This is a genomic window from Ruegeria sp. YTSA105 (genome assembly GCF_059610225.1).
The window spans coordinates 23,664-38,386 of the sequence record NZ_JBXWNE010000007.1; the positions used below are offsets into that span (position 1 = coordinate 23,664).

15 protein-coding genes and 1 pseudogene are annotated in these 14,723 nt (G+C 53.4%); 5 read left to right on the top strand and 11 right to left on the bottom strand.

Translation table 11 applies throughout. From position 1 onward, the window contains the following. Positions 1-400 precede the first annotated feature (400 nt). Together AC2FH2_RS10590 and AC2FH2_RS10595 are read right to left on the bottom strand one after the other, a co-directional pair. The gene (locus AC2FH2_RS10590; RefSeq protein WP_496823501.1) at positions 401-1,507 is read right to left on the bottom strand and encodes an alkene reductase; all 1,107 of its coding nucleotides are present in this window, start codon (positions 1,505-1,507) and stop codon (positions 401-403) included. A 122-nt stretch (positions 1,508-1,629) separates the two neighbouring features. Next, complete coding sequence (locus tag AC2FH2_RS10595) at positions 1,630-2,226, bottom strand: TetR/AcrR family transcriptional regulator (protein ID WP_496689819.1); 597 nt, start codon at positions 2,224-2,226, stop codon at positions 1,630-1,632. A gap of 621 nt (positions 2,227-2,847) precedes the next feature. Here AC2FH2_RS10595 and AC2FH2_RS10600 point away from each other — a divergent pair. Next, positions 2,848-3,216, top strand: coding sequence for a hypothetical protein (locus AC2FH2_RS10600; protein WP_496689820.1), 369 nt, complete (start codon positions 2,848-2,850; stop codon positions 3,214-3,216). Between the two features lie 215 nt (positions 3,217-3,431). After that, positions 3,432-4,090: pseudogene (locus AC2FH2_RS10605) on the top strand (transposase); the annotation flags it as partial. Positions 4,091-4,525: 435 nt separating this feature from the next. Here the strand turns inward: AC2FH2_RS10605 and otnC are convergent. Genes otnC through AC2FH2_RS10640 form a run of 7 tightly spaced genes read right to left on the bottom strand, consistent with a single transcriptional unit; the run spans position 4,526 to position 10,849 of the window. Beyond that, complete coding sequence (gene otnC / locus AC2FH2_RS10610; RefSeq protein WP_271951897.1) at positions 4,526-5,167, bottom strand: 3-oxo-tetronate 4-phosphate decarboxylase; 642 nt, start codon at positions 5,165-5,167, stop codon at positions 4,526-4,528. Next, the gene (gene otnK, locus AC2FH2_RS10615) at positions 5,164-6,441 is read right to left on the bottom strand and encodes a 3-oxo-tetronate kinase (RefSeq protein ID WP_496823504.1); all 1,278 of its coding nucleotides are present in this window, start codon (positions 6,439-6,441) and stop codon (positions 5,164-5,166) included. Before otnK ends, otnC begins: the two co-directional genes overlap by 4 nt. Then, complete coding sequence (locus tag AC2FH2_RS10620; protein WP_142639560.1) at positions 6,438-7,235, bottom strand: N-acyl homoserine lactonase family protein; 798 nt, start codon at positions 7,233-7,235, stop codon at positions 6,438-6,440. Before AC2FH2_RS10620 ends, otnK begins: the two co-directional genes overlap by 4 nt. After that, positions 7,232-7,519: a putative quinol monooxygenase gene (locus tag AC2FH2_RS10625; RefSeq protein ID WP_142639562.1), complete on the bottom strand. Its 288-nt coding sequence runs from the start codon at positions 7,517-7,519 to the stop codon at positions 7,232-7,234. The genes AC2FH2_RS10620 and AC2FH2_RS10625 overlap by 4 nt, the downstream gene beginning before the upstream one ends. Beyond that, entirely contained in the window at positions 7,519-9,030 is a 1,512-nt protein-coding gene (locus tag AC2FH2_RS10630; protein WP_496714172.1) for a tripartite tricarboxylate transporter permease, read from the bottom strand. The genes AC2FH2_RS10625 and AC2FH2_RS10630 overlap by 1 nt, the downstream gene beginning before the upstream one ends. A 4-nt stretch (positions 9,031-9,034) precedes the next feature. Then, positions 9,035-9,784: a hypothetical protein gene (locus AC2FH2_RS10635; protein WP_496823506.1), complete on the bottom strand. Its 750-nt coding sequence runs from the start codon at positions 9,782-9,784 to the stop codon at positions 9,035-9,037. A 57-nt stretch (positions 9,785-9,841) separates the two neighbouring features. Then, the gene (locus AC2FH2_RS10640) at positions 9,842-10,849 is read right to left on the bottom strand and encodes a Bug family tripartite tricarboxylate transporter substrate binding protein (RefSeq protein WP_271951906.1); all 1,008 of its coding nucleotides are present in this window, start codon (positions 10,847-10,849) and stop codon (positions 9,842-9,844) included. A gap of 136 nt (positions 10,850-10,985) precedes the next feature. Here AC2FH2_RS10640 and AC2FH2_RS10645 point away from each other — a divergent pair, with 136 nt between their 5' ends. Genes AC2FH2_RS10645 through AC2FH2_RS10655 form a run of 3 tightly spaced genes read left to right on the top strand, consistent with a single transcriptional unit; the run spans position 10,986 to position 13,776 of the window. After that, a complete protein-coding gene (locus AC2FH2_RS10645; RefSeq protein ID WP_496679667.1) occupies positions 10,986-12,074 on the top strand; it encodes an isocitrate/isopropylmalate dehydrogenase family protein in 1,089 nt (362 codons plus the stop codon). Continuing rightward, positions 12,071-13,102 (top strand): Gfo/Idh/MocA family protein, encoded by a 1,032-nt coding sequence (locus tag AC2FH2_RS10650; protein WP_142639572.1) that lies wholly within the window; start codon positions 12,071-12,073, stop codon positions 13,100-13,102. Before AC2FH2_RS10645 ends, AC2FH2_RS10650 begins: the two co-directional genes overlap by 4 nt. After that, positions 13,099-13,776 carry a GntR family transcriptional regulator gene (locus AC2FH2_RS10655; RefSeq protein WP_142639574.1) on the top strand — a complete coding sequence of 226 codons (678 nt, stop codon included), beginning with the start codon at positions 13,099-13,101 and terminating at the stop codon, positions 13,774-13,776. Before AC2FH2_RS10650 ends, AC2FH2_RS10655 begins: the two co-directional genes overlap by 4 nt. Before the next feature lie 241 nt (positions 13,777-14,017). On the opposite strand, the gene AC2FH2_RS10660 is transcribed toward AC2FH2_RS10655, so the two are convergent. Both AC2FH2_RS10660 and AC2FH2_RS10665 read right to left on the bottom strand, forming a co-directional pair. After that, positions 14,018-14,212: a DUF1059 domain-containing protein gene (locus tag AC2FH2_RS10660; RefSeq protein ID WP_282170805.1), complete on the bottom strand. Its 195-nt coding sequence runs from the start codon at positions 14,210-14,212 to the stop codon at positions 14,018-14,020. Between the two features lie 31 nt (positions 14,213-14,243). Then, a complete protein-coding gene (locus AC2FH2_RS10665; protein WP_281286294.1) occupies positions 14,244-14,654 on the bottom strand; it encodes a GFA family protein in 411 nt (136 codons plus the stop codon). Positions 14,655-14,723 lie beyond the last annotated feature (69 nt).

Here is a 14,723-nt window from a genome sequence, read left to right on the forward strand (position 1 = left end):
GGCGCAGGGGTTCTGACACTGCAAATTGGCGCGCACCCATAAAAATTGTAGGTGTTCTCATAACGCTGCATCGCCGCCATCGATTTTACTCACAAAAATTGAAGACTTTTGCGCACAAGTTTGCACGATTTGCCCATAACATTGCGCGGTTCGAGAAACGCGCTCAATTGATCGTAGTCACCACACATCTTCTTCAACTAGAACCGGGCGTTTCTCAATCAAGAGTAAATTCTTATTGGAAATATTCGACCCTGATCATAGGGAAGCAGTTCTTTCGAGGGCTTGTGATAGATCCTCGCTTCAAGAATGGATATTCCCGTAATTGCCAAGTGAGCGCGTCCAAACCGACGCGCTCACTTTGCTTGGTATTGCTTGTCACTACGGAGTTAAGAGCGATGTATCACTCTGCGGCAACAGCTTTCTCTTCCAGTACCGGGTAGTCGGTGTACCCTTTTTCATTGCCGCCGTAGAGCGTGGTTGGATCGAGCTCATTCAGAGCGGCGCCTTTCTCCAACCGGTTGACAAGATCAGGGTTGGAAATAAACGGCCGGCCAAAGGCCACCAGATCGACGGCTCCGGTTTCAACCGCTTCAATCGCCATGTCTCGGTCATAAGCGTTGTTGCCCATTTTCGCGCCATCAAACAGATCATAGAGCATCTTCAGATCGCCACCTTCCGGAATATCGCGCGGGCCGCCGGTCTGTCCTTCCACGAGATGGAGATAGGCCAGCCCATACCCATTCAGCAATTTGACCGCATGAGTGAATGTCGCCTGCGGGTCGCTGTCGGAGATGTTGTTGGCGTCCGAGAACGGGCTTAGGCGGACACCAACACGGTCGGCACCCCACACGTCAACAACTGCGTCCATGACCTCTTTCAGAAACCGTGCTCTGTTCTCGACAGGACCGCCGTATTCGTCTTCACGCTTGTTGGACTCGTCCCTCAGGAACTGATCGATGAGGTATCCGTTGGCTGCATGGACCTCGACACCGTCGAAACCGGCCTCCTTGGCGTTTTCCGCGGCCCTCCGGTAGTCGGCAACAATGCCAGCAATTTCTTCGACGGCCAGAGCCCGCGGCTCAGATGTTTCGACGAACTGCTCACCATCAAAGGTCTTGGCCTTAGCGCCGATCGCAGATGGCGCAACAGGGGCACCGCCATCCAGCTGTAAGCTTGTATGCGAAATCCGGCCCACATGCCAAAGCTGGATCACAATCTTGCCACCCTCAGCATGGACGGCCTCAGTCACTTTTCTCCAGCCGTCGATCTGCGTTTCGGAATAAATGCCAGGTGTCCAGGCATAGCCTTTGGCTTGGGGCGAGATTTGCGAAGCTTCCGTGATGATCAATCCAGCACCCGCCCGTTGCACGTAGTACTTGGTCTGCAATTCATGGACGCTGTCATCTTCGGCTCTTGCCCGGTTGCGGGTCAGTGGCGCCATGACAACGCGGTTTTTCAGCTCGATTGCACCAGCTTTGATGCCGGAGAACAGTTTTTCATCAGCCATTGCTGCTTCCTTCTTTGGTAAACTTCGTTCAGATATTATTGGACCAATTAGTCCAATATTAGGGTCACTGTCTCTTGTTTGAGTTTGTGTTACGTTTCATACCCTTATTTTTAGCGGAGGCCTTATGGCGAAATCACCAACCGGGCTTGTTTCAGGGTTTGTGATATCTGATCCGCGGGAACACCCGCTTTGCGCAAGGCTAGTGTGCCGATTGCAAGGGAGGCAAAGGCGCGTGCCTTGTTGAGTACCTGTCCCGGATCCGAAGGCTCAAGCGCTCTTGCAATAATCTCGTCAATACTCTCCAAATGCTGTCGCCCGAGAGCCGCCACTTCATTGTCATGCGGGGCAAGTTCCGTAAGGCAATTGATCAGCATGCAGCCGTCACGACCGCCTTGCGGGTTCGCCAAAGCTTCCATAATCGCACCAACGGGGTCATTTCCGCCCGCATCTGCAACGTCACGCAGATTTTTCAAACCACGCCTTGAATAGTGCCTGAGGGCTTTGTGAAACAAAGTCTGCTTGTTGACGAACGTTCCATAGAAGCTGGACCGGCTCAAACCCATGGCCTTGGTCAGATCATCCACAGATGCGGTCTCGTAGCCCTTGTGCCAAAAAACGCACAAGGCTTTTTCCAAAGCCTCAGCTTCGTCAAAGGCGCGAGGCCTACCCGGGCCTGCGGGTGATTTGATGTCGCCAACTGCGAGAGTTTCTTTGCTCATGAGCAAGATGTGGAATGGTTGGCCCAGAAATTCAAGGTGGCGGTAGGGAATTTTTGGAATGGTCAGTCCGTATTGTGACCAGAGAAAGCAATTTAGGTCCGTGGAAATGCAAAACCTCCCCGGCGCGCTTTGTGTCACGCTAATCTTAGGATCAGGACTGTTAGTCTTCTTGCGGGAGTGTCAGATGAAGAGGATCGTGTTCGTAGAAAAGAGAGGCCACGCTCGGTACTCGTTTCCAACACTTGACAGAGTGACTGGCGGCTTTGTCCAATACGTAGATGTTGATCACTCACAAACCAGAGATTGGTTCGGTAGATCCATGGCCAATGCCCTCAAATTGTGAGGATTACTACCCCAATGAGTAACAAAGCCACGAATTCAGAACTGGTTTTATGAGCATCAGTACGGCGGGCCGTTGTAAGCAAACCAACAATAATTTCAGCGCGCTAGGTTAAAATAGCGAGGTTAGCTGAAGTTTAATTCGCCCAATGTGAGCTTCTTAACTTTGGCTAGAACGACTTCTTGTCAGTATCGTTTCATGAGTTGTTAGTGAGTTCGGTGAGTAAGTAGATGTATTTGCATAGTTTCGAGGGACATTGTAGCGCAGTCAATGACATCCGGATGGATGATTTTGCGCTTGAGTATCCGTTGTTGGACGATGCCGGAGTGCACGCACAATGGCAAAATGGCTCCTGGCAAATCACGCGGATAGCCGATATCTGGACAAGAACCGGGAAGGTACTTTCTTTGCCTTACAAAGGGGCCAACGCCTATCCATGTTTCCAGTTTGCTGAGGATGGAACCCCGCTTCCTTTGATGGAAAAAGTGTTGAAAGCCCTGCCACGTGAAATGACGCCGTGGCAATGCGCGTTCTGGTTAACCTCACCCAAATTGGAACTCGGAGGGGAAAGCCCGGCAATTCGCATTCAGACCGGCGATGACTGCATAGTCGATATCGCAGGCGAAGCTGGTTGTCTGATGGCAGCTTAGTTTTAGCTTTTGGTCACTCATACGTCGTACAACATCTGGCAAATTCGTGACTCCCCTGCTTTTTCTGCCACCGGCAAGAAAAGCAAGATCAGGGCACTCAACGCAGCACTCTTTAGCGTACTTAACTTAGTGTCTGACGTCAGCGCCAATGGGACAGTTTAGGTTGATTTGATAAGAGAGGGTTTCTGGCTCATCGTAACCGCCAAGGAGTGGAGATGGGAAAGAAACCCGGAACCAAGCAGAGCCACGGCGAGAAGATTGTTAAAGACATCCGCCGCGCGACGCAAAAACAGTATTCTGCCGAAGAGAAGATCAGGGTCGTTCTGGATGGCCTGAAGGGCGAGGACAGCATTGCAGAGCTATGTCGTCGCGAAGGCATTGCTCAGAGCCTGTATTTCAGCTGGTCCAAGGAGTTCCCGGAAGCCGGAAAGAAACGTTTGGCTGGCGACACGGCACGTGCTGCGACATCAACCGAGGTCAAGGATCTGCGCCGTGAGGCGCGCGATCTGAAGGAGGTTGTTGTTGAACAGGCCCTTGAGCTGCGGCTTCTCAAAAAAAGCATGATCGCGGATGGGGACGACGACGAATGAGATACCCCGCATCTGAGAAGCTGGAGATCATCCAGCTGGTCGAACAATCCCATCTGCCGACCAAACGCACTTTGGAAAAGCTGGGTATCCCGAAGACTACATTCTAACGCTGGTACGACCAATATCTTTCCGGTGGTCCTGAGGCGCTTGAAGACCGCTGCCCCCGGCCGTCACGGGTCTGGAACCGCATTCCCACGCCAGTGCGCGAGAAGATCAGGGATCTGGCCCTGAAGGAAAGTGAGCTTTCCCCGCGTGAGTTGGCTGTTCGCTTCGACGGGCCGCGCTGCACCATTCCGATAGAAGGGTGAATGTCCGGTAAGGGCCGAAACACCAGTTCGGCAGATTGCCACGAACCGCAGAAAAGTCCGCATCTCGGAAACTGCAAAGACTAGTTTTGGATGTCCGCTTCGGGCTAGTAGCGGCTATCCGAAAATCTTCCCCGGCACTACGATTATGCTGCGAAACCAGCCAAGAATGAGACCCGAAGATATCGAACCTCAAACCAAAAAAGTTGTAGGTTAATGCGCCCAATGTTTTGGGCGAGTTGCAAAGCTATGGGCGCACCAACAAAAATTGTAGGAACGCGCATAACGCTGCGCTTCTGCTATTGATTTCAATCATTAAATTCAGATGTTCTTGCCCATAACTTTGCGTGGTATTTACGCATAATTTTGCACGATTTACCCAAAAGTTTGCACACTCTCCCTATCTGTGTCCAACTACATCCTTCCGAAAGCCTCTTTGAGTTCTGCGACTTGTTCTACATCCAACATCCGGGTTGACATACCCTGCAGTGCCACGAGCAGCTTGGCTGTTTCTTCCAACTCTTCCGCTGCACAGACTGCTGAAAAGAGATCCTTTCCTGATACGACGGGACCGTGGTTGGCCAGCAGAACAGCACTATACTTGCCGCCCAGTTCGCGGATCAAATCACCGGATTTTGGATCACCCGGCTTAATGTATGGAACCAGTTTAACCGTGCCTACGCGCATGACCACGTATGGTGTAAGCGGCGGAATACAGTCATTGGGATCGGTGTCTTCCAGACACGACAGCGCGGTCGCCCAGGTCGAGTGCAGATGAACCACGGCGCCCACTTCAGGTCGCGTCTCATAGAAGGCTTGGTGCAGAAAGATCTCCTTGGTCGGCTTGTCACCGGACAGGTGGTTGCCATCCAAATCAATCTTGGCAATTCGCTCGGGGTCAACATTGCCCAAAGTCGAATTCGTTGGCGTCATGAGAATCCCGTCCGGTAAACGCGCAGAGACATTGCCCGCGGTGCCAACGGAAAAGCCACGCACAAACAGCGAGGCGCACAGCTCGGACATCTGCCGTCGCAGTGCCTGTTCTTCAGAACTCATTTGCCTGCCTCCATCATTCTCAGTGCCTTCGAGAAGAAATCTGGAGCGCCAAAGTTGCCGGATTTCAAAGCCATTGCAATGGGTTCAGTTTTTCCAACGCTCAGGACAGGTACGCCCGGGTCAATCTCTGGCCCGATTGACATAGCCGGTGACCCCAGTGCCTCAGAGACAGCCTGGGCGACAGCTCCCGACGTCTCACCTCCAGCTACAACCAACCGCTTGTAGCCCTTTTGGACAAGTTCTCGCGCGGTATCTTCAAAGAGATTGTCCAGCTTTTCCGCTACGGCTTCCTGACCAAACTGACCTTGGATCGCACGCACATCATCCGGGCTCCCCGATGAATACGCGAGCGGCGCCTGACCCGAATGCTCTTCAAAGAAATCCAGAAGCGTTTGCGTGGTCACATCCCCGAACATAATACCCGAAACATCAATTGCGAAAGTCGGATGGGACTTCGCGTGAATTTCAATCTGCCTGCGGGTCGCACCTGAACAAGAACCCGCAAGGATCGCGGCAGGCCCTGCGATACCAGTGAACACAGTGCCAGCACTTTTGGATGAAGTCTCTCTCAGGAAGTTTCTTGGTAGTCCCAGTGCTATACCCGATCCCCCAGTAATGAGCTTGGCATCCTTTAGAGCTTCTCCCCAGGCCAACAAATCTTCATCCGAAATCGCATCGCCAATTACAAATCGTTCGCCGGCCTTCTGCAAAGCATCAGCAATCGCCTCTGATCCTTGCTCCACGGCGTCAATTGACACCAACCCGACCGCTTCTTGGGTCTGATACTGCAACCATCGCCTGATGTTAGCATCCGTCATCGGAGTAAGAGGGTGATTTTCCATCCCCGACTCGTGCAACAGCTTACCTTGCACAAATAGGTGACCGTGATAGACGGTGCGCCCGGTTGTCGGAAAGGCCGGGCAGAAAACCACCTTTTGCGCGTCCAGCTCGTCGGCAAGCGCTTTCGCAACTGGGCCGATATTTCCTTCCGTCGTGGAATCGAAGGTCGAACAATACTTGAAGATGAACTGCTGGCATCCTTGATCCGCGAGCCACCGCAAAGCACTCAGACTGTCTGCAATGGCTTCTTCAACCGGTGCAGTGCGGCTTTTGAGTGAGATCACACCCGCTTCGATCTCTTCGTCGACCGGGATATTAGGAACACCCGGAAACTGCGCGGTTCGTATCCCACCTTCTGGCTCCATGCCCTTCGCCAAGGTGTTCGCAATATCACTCGCACCAGTAAAATCATCCGCTATGACACCAATTTTCATAGTTCGATGTCCCTCGTCGGCCCTGGGTCTAGCCTATAGATATGCGGCGCTGCACCGACTGGAAAAACCTCACGCACAAGTGGATCATGGCCGGGCACGATAAGTCGAGGATGCGAGGCCAACCTCTCGAGTGTCTCGAAACCATCCATCATGTCCTGTAGGTCGACGACAATGGGAAAGGCTTTGCGCGCCATGAAATTCTCATAGTAATGCGAGGCATCAGAGGCAAGCACCATCCACCCGGCTTCCGTCCTTACGCGAACGCATTGCAACCCTCGCGAATGCCCACCAATGCAATGCACCGTGACCCCATCTATAATCTCGGCTTCTCCATCGTAGAACACGACGTTCCCTGAATAGAGACGCTTTACGACCTCGCAAATATGGCTAGCCGTGAAAGGTGCGCGCAGATGGTCGTGGCACATGCAGGGGCCTGTGGCGAAGGCCATCTCCGCCGATTGCATATGCAACTTCGCGTTCGGGAACATATGCAGCCCCCCCGCGTGATCATAATGAAGATGGGTCACGATAACCTCGGTTACCGCTTCCGGTGAAATGCCTAGGGGCCGCAGAGCCTCGCGAGGATCCATCGCAATGGGACGACCACGGGCGGCGGCCTCATCGGAGTCGTAGCCAGTATCGACCAGAATGACTTTGTTGCCGCGTTTGAGCACCCAAACGAAGTAATCCATCGCATGAGGCGCGCTGTGATTATCATCGATGATGAAACTATCTGCTCGCGTCCGCGCATTTCGATCCGCGTATTTCACGGCGTGGATTTCCCAATCGTTCATCGGATGACCTCGGAGTACTGGTGAACTACCTTGGTGGCGATCATATCAGCCACTGCCGTATCGAAGGCCTGAAAATGCGCGCTTTCCAGGTGGGCGGAGAACGCCGCGCTGTCATCATAAACCTCATAGAGAAAAACTGTATCGGGATTGCCGCCGAGGCAAACGTCAAACTGCTGGCATCCGGCTTCTTCACACAAAGAGGTCGAAGCGTTTTCGACCATCAGCGGCAAAAAGGTGTCTCTCGTACCGGGCTTGAGAGTGAAGGTGACAGTAACCACAAACATCAGACGGAAAGTCCTTTCAGACGTGAGAAAGCGCGCTTCGCAACGGGCAGTTGGCTGAGGATCAGGCCAATGTTGAGCACCAGCAGAATGGCCGCACCCGGGCGTGAAAAGAAGACCGAAAGATCCCCGTCCGACAAGAACAGCGACCGGCGGAAGGTTTCGTCAAACAGGCTGCCCAGAATAACCCCGATAACCAATGGCGCGATTGGGTATTTCATCAGGTTCATGAAATAGGCAACGGCGCCGACGCCAAGCATCAGGTAAAGATCATTGATGCCACCACCGACGCTGAAAGACCCAATTGTTGTTAGAACCATCACAACCGGCAAGAAGATAGTCTGCGGGATGGCGAGTATTCTGATGAAAACCCGAGCAGTGAACAGGCCCATCAGGAACATTGTCAGGGAGGCCAACACAAGTATTGCAACCACGCGCAGAATGATCTCGGGGTCTATCGTCGGACCTGGGATCACGTTGTTGATCTTGAAAGCCCCCATCAAAGCCGCGGCGGGTGGTGAACCGGGAATGCCCAACACCAAAAGCGGGATTAGTGCGCCCCCAATGCAGGCGTTGTTTGCCGTTTCAGAACACAGCAGACCTTCCAATGACCCTTTTCCAAACTTATCGCCCTCAGCAGATAAGGTCTTACCGACACCGTAGCTGACCCAACCGGCGACATCTTCGCCGACGCCGGGAAGTGCTCCTACCCCTGTCCCGATCACCCCTGACCGGCCAATGGTGGGCAGGTAGCGTCGGATGGAGCGTAGATTCGGAAGGATGCGACCTTTCAGGGCCAGAGCTTTCCCGGCCTCAACGTGCCTTAAACCGTCGATGATTTGGGGAATGGCAAATGCCCCCATCAAAACCGGCACGACCTGAAACCCGCTCATCAAGTAAGACCAGCCGAAGGTATAGCGCGGTTCAGACAACAGAGGGTCAAGCCCCACCATGGACATCGCAAGGCCGATCAGACCGGCGATCCATCCCTTGATCACCAGGTCTTCGCTCATCAAAGTGCCAGAAAGCAGAATGCCGAACAGGGCCAGCAGTGCTTTCTCCGGGCTTGCGATGTTTTTTGAAACCAAAAGCAACGCCCAGACAAAGATCAAAAGCGTGATGGTCCCGATAACTGTACCAATGAAACTGGCCGTTGTGGTCAGCCCTAGTGCTTCGCCCCCTCGACCCGCTTTAGCCAGAGGGTATCCATCCATGGCCGTCGCCGCACTGGCCGCCGTGCCCGGAATGTTCAGCAGGATTGACGGATAAGAGCCACCGTAAATCGCGCCGACATAGGCCCCGAGCAAAGCGATCAGCGAATAGTCCAATGGGATCTTGTTGCCGAAGAAACCCGTCAGGATCGTCACTGCCAGCGTTGCGGTCAGGCCGGGCAATGCGCCAAACGTTATACCCAGGAACACGGATGCAATCAAATACAGATAGGTCAGCGGGTCTACTGCCAGGCCCACGAATGTGGTCCCAAATCCAGCCAGTTGCGAAAGGATAAAGTCCATCCGGTCAATCTTTCCATAGCGGACGAAGCGTCACGTAGTAGTGGTACTCGATTTGCTTGAAGATCAGCCCGCCGCGCGCGGGCACGTTCTGTCGGAAAACAAAGGCCATCGCACAAACGAGGATGAGCGGGGCAAGTATTGCCACCAACGGAACGAACCGCAAAACGTGTTCGGAAGTCGCCTTGCTCAACACCAAAAGTGTAAGCGAGACCCATAGAGCCAGTGTAAACCAATCATCACTGAGTGCGTTCCAGTCCGCCTGCGCGGGGAAAACAGCAAACGCAAATAGCCCGGCAGAGACAACCGCGCTACAGGCCACCAAAGCACGCCGCGCATGACCCCCGTAGTAGCCGTAAGTCAAAGCTGTAATCAGCAACCCAGAACACAGAATGAAGTCCACTCTGGGAACCAGTCCGACGACATATGCAAGAAGGATCAGGCCTATTGTTGAAGCTCGATAGGCTTCCGACTTATCCCATCCGATGCCCAAAGCACTAAGCGCGTTTTGGGCACCACCTGAGCGGATTGAAATAGCAAGCAAAACGAAGGACAAGCCAAGCAATCCACCGAAGATGAACAGCGGTACAATTGCAGCCGAGTTGTACCAATCCGATCCACTTACACCTGCGCGGTTTTCGCCCCAAAGTGGAATGTCCGATGTCTTCCAAAGAAAAAAGACGGACACTGTTACAAGAACAATTGCTGCCCAAAAGTCGCGCGACCGCATGACCAGTGTTTCGTCAGGTTTGTCCATTGCCTGCCTCCTGAGGGAAAGGGCGCGATCATGCGCGCCCCTTCAAAATTGATCGGATTAGGGCTGCTCGATACCCAGCGAGGCCGGATCCACTGTGGCAGCGCCAAGGTCTTGCAAGGTATAGGCAAAAGTAGCCTCGAGGTTCGCAAACAGTTCTTGAGCTTCTTCACCGTGTTGACCACCGACATCATAATTGTTTGCAGAGGCCCATTCGGCGACGGTGTCGGAGGCAATAGCTTGCTCGAAGGCATCACCAAGCGCGGCCTTTACATCGTCCCCGGCTGAGCTGTGAACTGCAAACCCGATGGCCTGTTTGAGCGGCAAATACTGATCGAGACCGTCATAGATGCCGAAGGCAGAAGGCACTGTTGCCCCTGCAATCTGCGCATCTTCGGGCGTCAACATCGCGAGCGGTTTAAGTTGACCGCCTTCAATCAACGGAGCCTGTTCAGCCAGTGACGTCACAACCAACGCGACTTCGCCCGCTATCGCAGCTTCCTGACCGGGCGCTGAGCCTTTGTATGGAACAAACTTGAATTCTGCACCGGCCCCTTTTTCGATTGCCAGAAGATTCAAGTGGTGGATCGAACCTGCGCCGGAAGCCGCCGCAGGAATAGTGCCAGGAGCTGCTTTCGCAGCGTCGACTAGTTCTTCCAGAGTATTGTAAGGGCTGTCCGCCGGGACCGAGATCAGATCAGGTGATCCACCAACAATGAACGGATACCAAAAATCAAATTTCTTATCCCAACCACCCTGCACAGCAGCGGTGACGTTCGACTCTGACAAACCGACCAATGTATAGCCATCGTCTGGTTGGTTCATCACGTAAACCATACCGTTGGAGCCTGCGACACCACCTGTTTGATTGATCACATTGATCGAGACCGGAAGATGTTTTTCCATCTCGGCCATGATCATTCGGTTGATCGTGTCCGTGCCACCACCGGCCCCCCAGACCACAGCTGTGGTGATATCACGATAGGGATAATCCTGCGCAATAGCTGCCCCTGTAATCCCGGTCGCCACCACGGCTGCGGCCGCCAACCGCCCTAGCTTTAGTTTCATTTCCAAGTCCTCCCAAAACTACTTCGCGTTTATTATTGCATTTATTTGCGTATACATTAAAGAATGCATTGTCAACGTACTGTAGTGGAAGCTGCTATCGCGCTATGAATGCGAAACGGGAAGGAAATGGGCAAAGATGAAAAAGATGTACGATGTTGCAGTGTTCCACGGGGACGGGATCGGCCCGGAAATTATGGCCCCTACGCTTGAAATCCTGCGCCAGCTTTCGGGCAACAATCCCAGCTACGAGCTGGCGTTTACAGACGCACCAGCAGGCGCAGGCCACTACACCAAAACTGGAGAATCGTTTCCGGCTGGATCACTCGAAACTGCACGTAATGCTGACGCAATTCTGCTGTCTGCAATGGGCTTGCCGGATGTTCGATATCCTGACGGAACCGAGATTTCACCTCAGATTGATCTGCGAAAGCAACTGGGACTTTTCGCTGGTGTACGACCAGTAAAGGTAAGCAGCGGACAAATGACCCCCTTGACGCTGCCCCCCGGAAAAGAGATCGACTTTGTCTTGATACGCGAAAGCACAGAAGGACTGTTCTTCACCCAAGGCGCTGGCGAAGTAACGGAACACGAAGCACGTGAAACTCTGCTGATCACTCGTGAGGTGTCCGAAAAACTGTTCCGTTTCGCGTTTGAACTCGCCAAGAACCGCAAGGCATCCGGTCGCGGCCAAGGACGGGTTACATGTGTCGACAAAGCCAATGTTTTCAGGGCCTTTGCATTCTTCAGATCTATCTTTGACATGGAGGCCGCACGCCATCCCGATTTGAAAGCTGACCATGCCTATGTTGATGCCACCGCTCTATGGATGGTTCAAAAGCCTTGGGAATTTGACGTTTTGGTCACTGAGAACATGTTCGGAGACATCCTCTCAGACCTTGGTGCGGGTCTCATGGGTGGTCTAGGACTGGCGCCATCAGCGGATATCGGGTTGAATCACGCTGTATTCCAACCCTGCCATGGTTCCGCCCCGGACATTGCGGGACAGGGTATTGCAAACCCTTTTGCGATGATCCTGTCCGCAGCAATGATGCTTGAATGGTTGGGGTTCACCCATGATCATCCAGACCTGTCCAGCGACGGCGAACGATTGCGTGAAGCCGTGGAAAAGGTGACAGCGAACGGACAGAACCTGACCCGTGACCTAGGTGGAACGGCCGGAACGAAGGGTGCCGCCGCATCGGTATTGGAAGCAATGCGGGCATGAATACTCAACAAGCCATCAGTGTCGCGTGTGTGGGTGCGGGGTATTTCAGCAGGTTCCACTACGAAAGCTGGTCCCGAATGCCCGGTGCGGTTCCGATTGCATCCTGCAACCGTGATATCAACAAGGCGAAAGAAACAGGGCTGGCCGCTTACGATGATCTGTCAAGAATGTTGGAGGCGGAAAAACCAGATCTCGTGGACATCATCCTTCCGCCTGTGGCGCAGGCCGAGGCAATCCGCTCGGCATTGCGGTTTGGTATCAAGTGGCTGATCTGCCAAAAGCCATTTTGCTTATCTCTGGATGAAGCTGAGAAGATTGTTTCAGAGGCTGAGGCGGTAGGTGCAACTATTGTCGTGCATGAGAATTTTCGCTTTCAGCCCTGGTATCGTGCGATCAAGGTGGCGATGACCGAGGGTCGAATTGGTACACCTCTCCAAGCTACTTTCCGGCTTCGGCCCGGCGACGGACAGGGACCACGAGCCTACCTAGACCGGCAGCCGTACTTTCAGGAAATGCCGCGTTTCCTGGTTCATGAAACAGCGGTTCACTGGGTAGACACGTTCCGGTTTCTATTCGATGCGCCAAGCGCCGTTTATGCGGACTTGCGCCAAATTAACCCCGTTATCGCGGGCGAGGATGCAGGTTTCATCCTGTTTGACCACCCCAACGGTTTGAATGCTCTGTTCGATGGCAACAGATGCCTTGACCACAGCGCCAAAAACCTGCGTCAGACCATGGGCGAAGCGCTCATCGAAGGAACGGAAGGATCACTGGTTCTTAATGGCGATGGTTCAGTAGAACTCCGCGGTTTTGGAAAACAGGAGCGACAGCAGATTCTACCTCCAAGCGATCATGATGGATTTGGAGGAGACTGCGTCCACGCCTTGCAAAGTCACGTCATTTCGGGCCTTCTACGGGGCACGCCACTGGAAAACACGGCCCGAGAATATTTGGATGTGATCCGCATTGAAGAGAATATCTATCTCTCAGCTGCGGAAGGACGAAAAATCAACCTGGAGACCCCGTGAAGGATCAGGACGCAAAAACTCTTTCTAATACGCAACGCGCTGTCAGGGATTTGCGACAGATGATCCTGTCCGGCGAACTTGCGGCCGGAACTGATCATCTGGAATCGGAACTCGCCGAAACCCTTGGCATGTCCCGCACCCCGATACGGGAAGCTGCGCTGATGTTGGAAAGTAAAGGGTTGCTTGAAATGCGGCCCCGAAAGGGCGTTCGGATACTGCCTGTTTCATCAGATGATATGCGCGAAATCTACGACATCCTAACGGAACTCGAGAGTCTCGCAGCACAGCGCGCTGCCGAAGCGGGCTACTGCGAAGATGAACTGGCGGTACTTGCCGGATCAATTGCAAAGATGGACCAAGCCATCGAAGCCGAAGACCTTGAAGCCTGGGCCGAGGCCGACGAGTTGTTTCACCAGGAGCTCGTTCGGTTAGGCGGCAACAAACGAGTCGAAGCGATTGTCGCCATGATGAGCGACCAGGTACGTCGCGCGCGCGCAACGACGTTGTTCATCAGGCCCCTGCCCGTTAAATCTAATGAAGATCACCGGGTTGTTTTTCAAGCGATCAGTGAAGGTCGTCCAGATGCCGCCCGTGAACGTCATCGAGAACACAGGCTGCAAGCACAGGCTATGCTTTGCGGGATACTCGAAAAGCATCGGCTCAACAGCCTCTGATCTTCTCGTATCCGGTCGTTAATCACCCAAAATAACTGCCTATTTTCGGCATTAAAGGCGCTCCGAATACTTGTCTTCAACGGCAGTCCGCAGGTGCGTCCGGCTGCAGCCCTAAGGTATATGCTGATCTTGTGGCGTATTGCACGCGCGACACCTGGGCAATGGTCGCAATTCATCAGGAATTGCTGGCGATGTGAGCTGTGGCGCGTATCCGCAGGAATTTGAAGCCTAATTTATTTGATCACGCGGGCTTTATCAGTGTTTCCAGATATTCTCGAGTATCGGCGTCCCACGAACTAGGATCTTCTCCATGGGCGACTACCGCGTGCAGTTCCATGAGTTTCCATACTTCGTCCTTAGTCGCTGCAACCACTTTGCCTGGGCAGGCCTCCATGCCCTCGCAATCCTTGCAGGCATATGAGTATGCAGTGTTCATCGCTTTCTCCTCCGTGCGCTCGGAAAGTTGGTTAGAACTCAAGAAACGTCGGCAGACCGTCGTCGAGTTTTATCCATGGCTGCTGATGTGACACGAAGACGTGGGCCTTGGGTTTCGCAATCGATGGGTCGTCCAACGTTACAGCAGAAAACCAAGCGTCAGCGCTCCAGTCTTGGCCCTCAACTTCATTTAGGGCGGCATAGGTCAACGTCGTTCCACAGTCCCGACAAAACCCGCGACGAATACCCGGAGTTTTCTCCATGTGTTGGATTTCGCCTTTGATAACGGCGAAGTCTTCGGCGGCTACCTTAGCCCAAGTTGCAAAGGCGCCACCAAGGGCCATTTGGCATGAACGACAATGGCAATGTCCCGACCAGACAGGTGGTGTCGCGATCTGGTATCGAACAGCACCACAGTAACATCCACCTTGAAGTTTTTCCATCGTATCAAAATCTCCTGGCATGCGGCTAGGTTGACATGGGCACTAAAGTATCCGCTCCAATATTTTATA

Coding starts and splice junctions, on each gene's coding strand:
- AC2FH2_RS10625 (WP_142639562.1), bottom strand. CDS start 7,519: ATGTTTGTGGTTACTGTCACCTTCACTCTCAAGCCCGGTACGAGAGAC.
- AC2FH2_RS10595 (WP_496689819.1), bottom strand. CDS start 2,226: ATGAGCAAAGAAACTCTCGCAGTTGGCGACATCAAATCACCCGCAGGC.
- AC2FH2_RS10620 (WP_142639560.1), bottom strand. CDS start 7,235: ATGAACGATTGGGAAATCCACGCCGTGAAATACGCGGATCGAAATGCG.
- AC2FH2_RS10600 (WP_496689820.1), top strand. CDS start 2,848: ATGGATGATTTTGCGCTTGAGTATCCGTTGTTGGACGATGCCGGAGTG.
- AC2FH2_RS10630 (WP_496714172.1), bottom strand. CDS start 9,030: ATGGACTTTATCCTTTCGCAACTGGCTGGATTTGGGACCACATTCGTG.
- AC2FH2_RS10590 (WP_496823501.1), bottom strand. CDS start 1,507: ATGGCTGATGAAAAACTGTTCTCCGGCATCAAAGCTGGTGCAATCGAG.
- AC2FH2_RS10640 (WP_271951906.1), bottom strand. CDS start 10,849: ATGAAACTAAAGCTAGGGCGGTTGGCGGCCGCAGCCGTGGTGGCGACC.
- AC2FH2_RS10635 (WP_496823506.1), bottom strand. CDS start 9,784: ATGGACAAACCTGACGAAACACTGGTCATGCGGTCGCGCGACTTTTGG.
- otnK (WP_496823504.1), bottom strand. CDS start 6,441: ATGAAAATTGGTGTCATAGCGGATGATTTTACTGGTGCGAGTGATATT.
- AC2FH2_RS10665 (WP_281286294.1), bottom strand. CDS start 14,654: ATGGAAAAACTTCAAGGTGGATGTTACTGTGGTGCTGTTCGATACCAG.
- AC2FH2_RS10645 (WP_496679667.1), top strand. CDS start 10,986: ATGAAAAAGATGTACGATGTTGCAGTGTTCCACGGGGACGGGATCGGC.
- AC2FH2_RS10660 (WP_282170805.1), bottom strand. CDS start 14,212: ATGAACACTGCATACTCATATGCCTGCAAGGATTGCGAGGGCATGGAG.
- AC2FH2_RS10650 (WP_142639572.1), top strand. CDS start 12,071: ATGAATACTCAACAAGCCATCAGTGTCGCGTGTGTGGGTGCGGGGTAT.
- otnC (WP_271951897.1), bottom strand. CDS start 5,167: ATGAGTTCTGAAGAACAGGCACTGCGACGGCAGATGTCCGAGCTGTGC.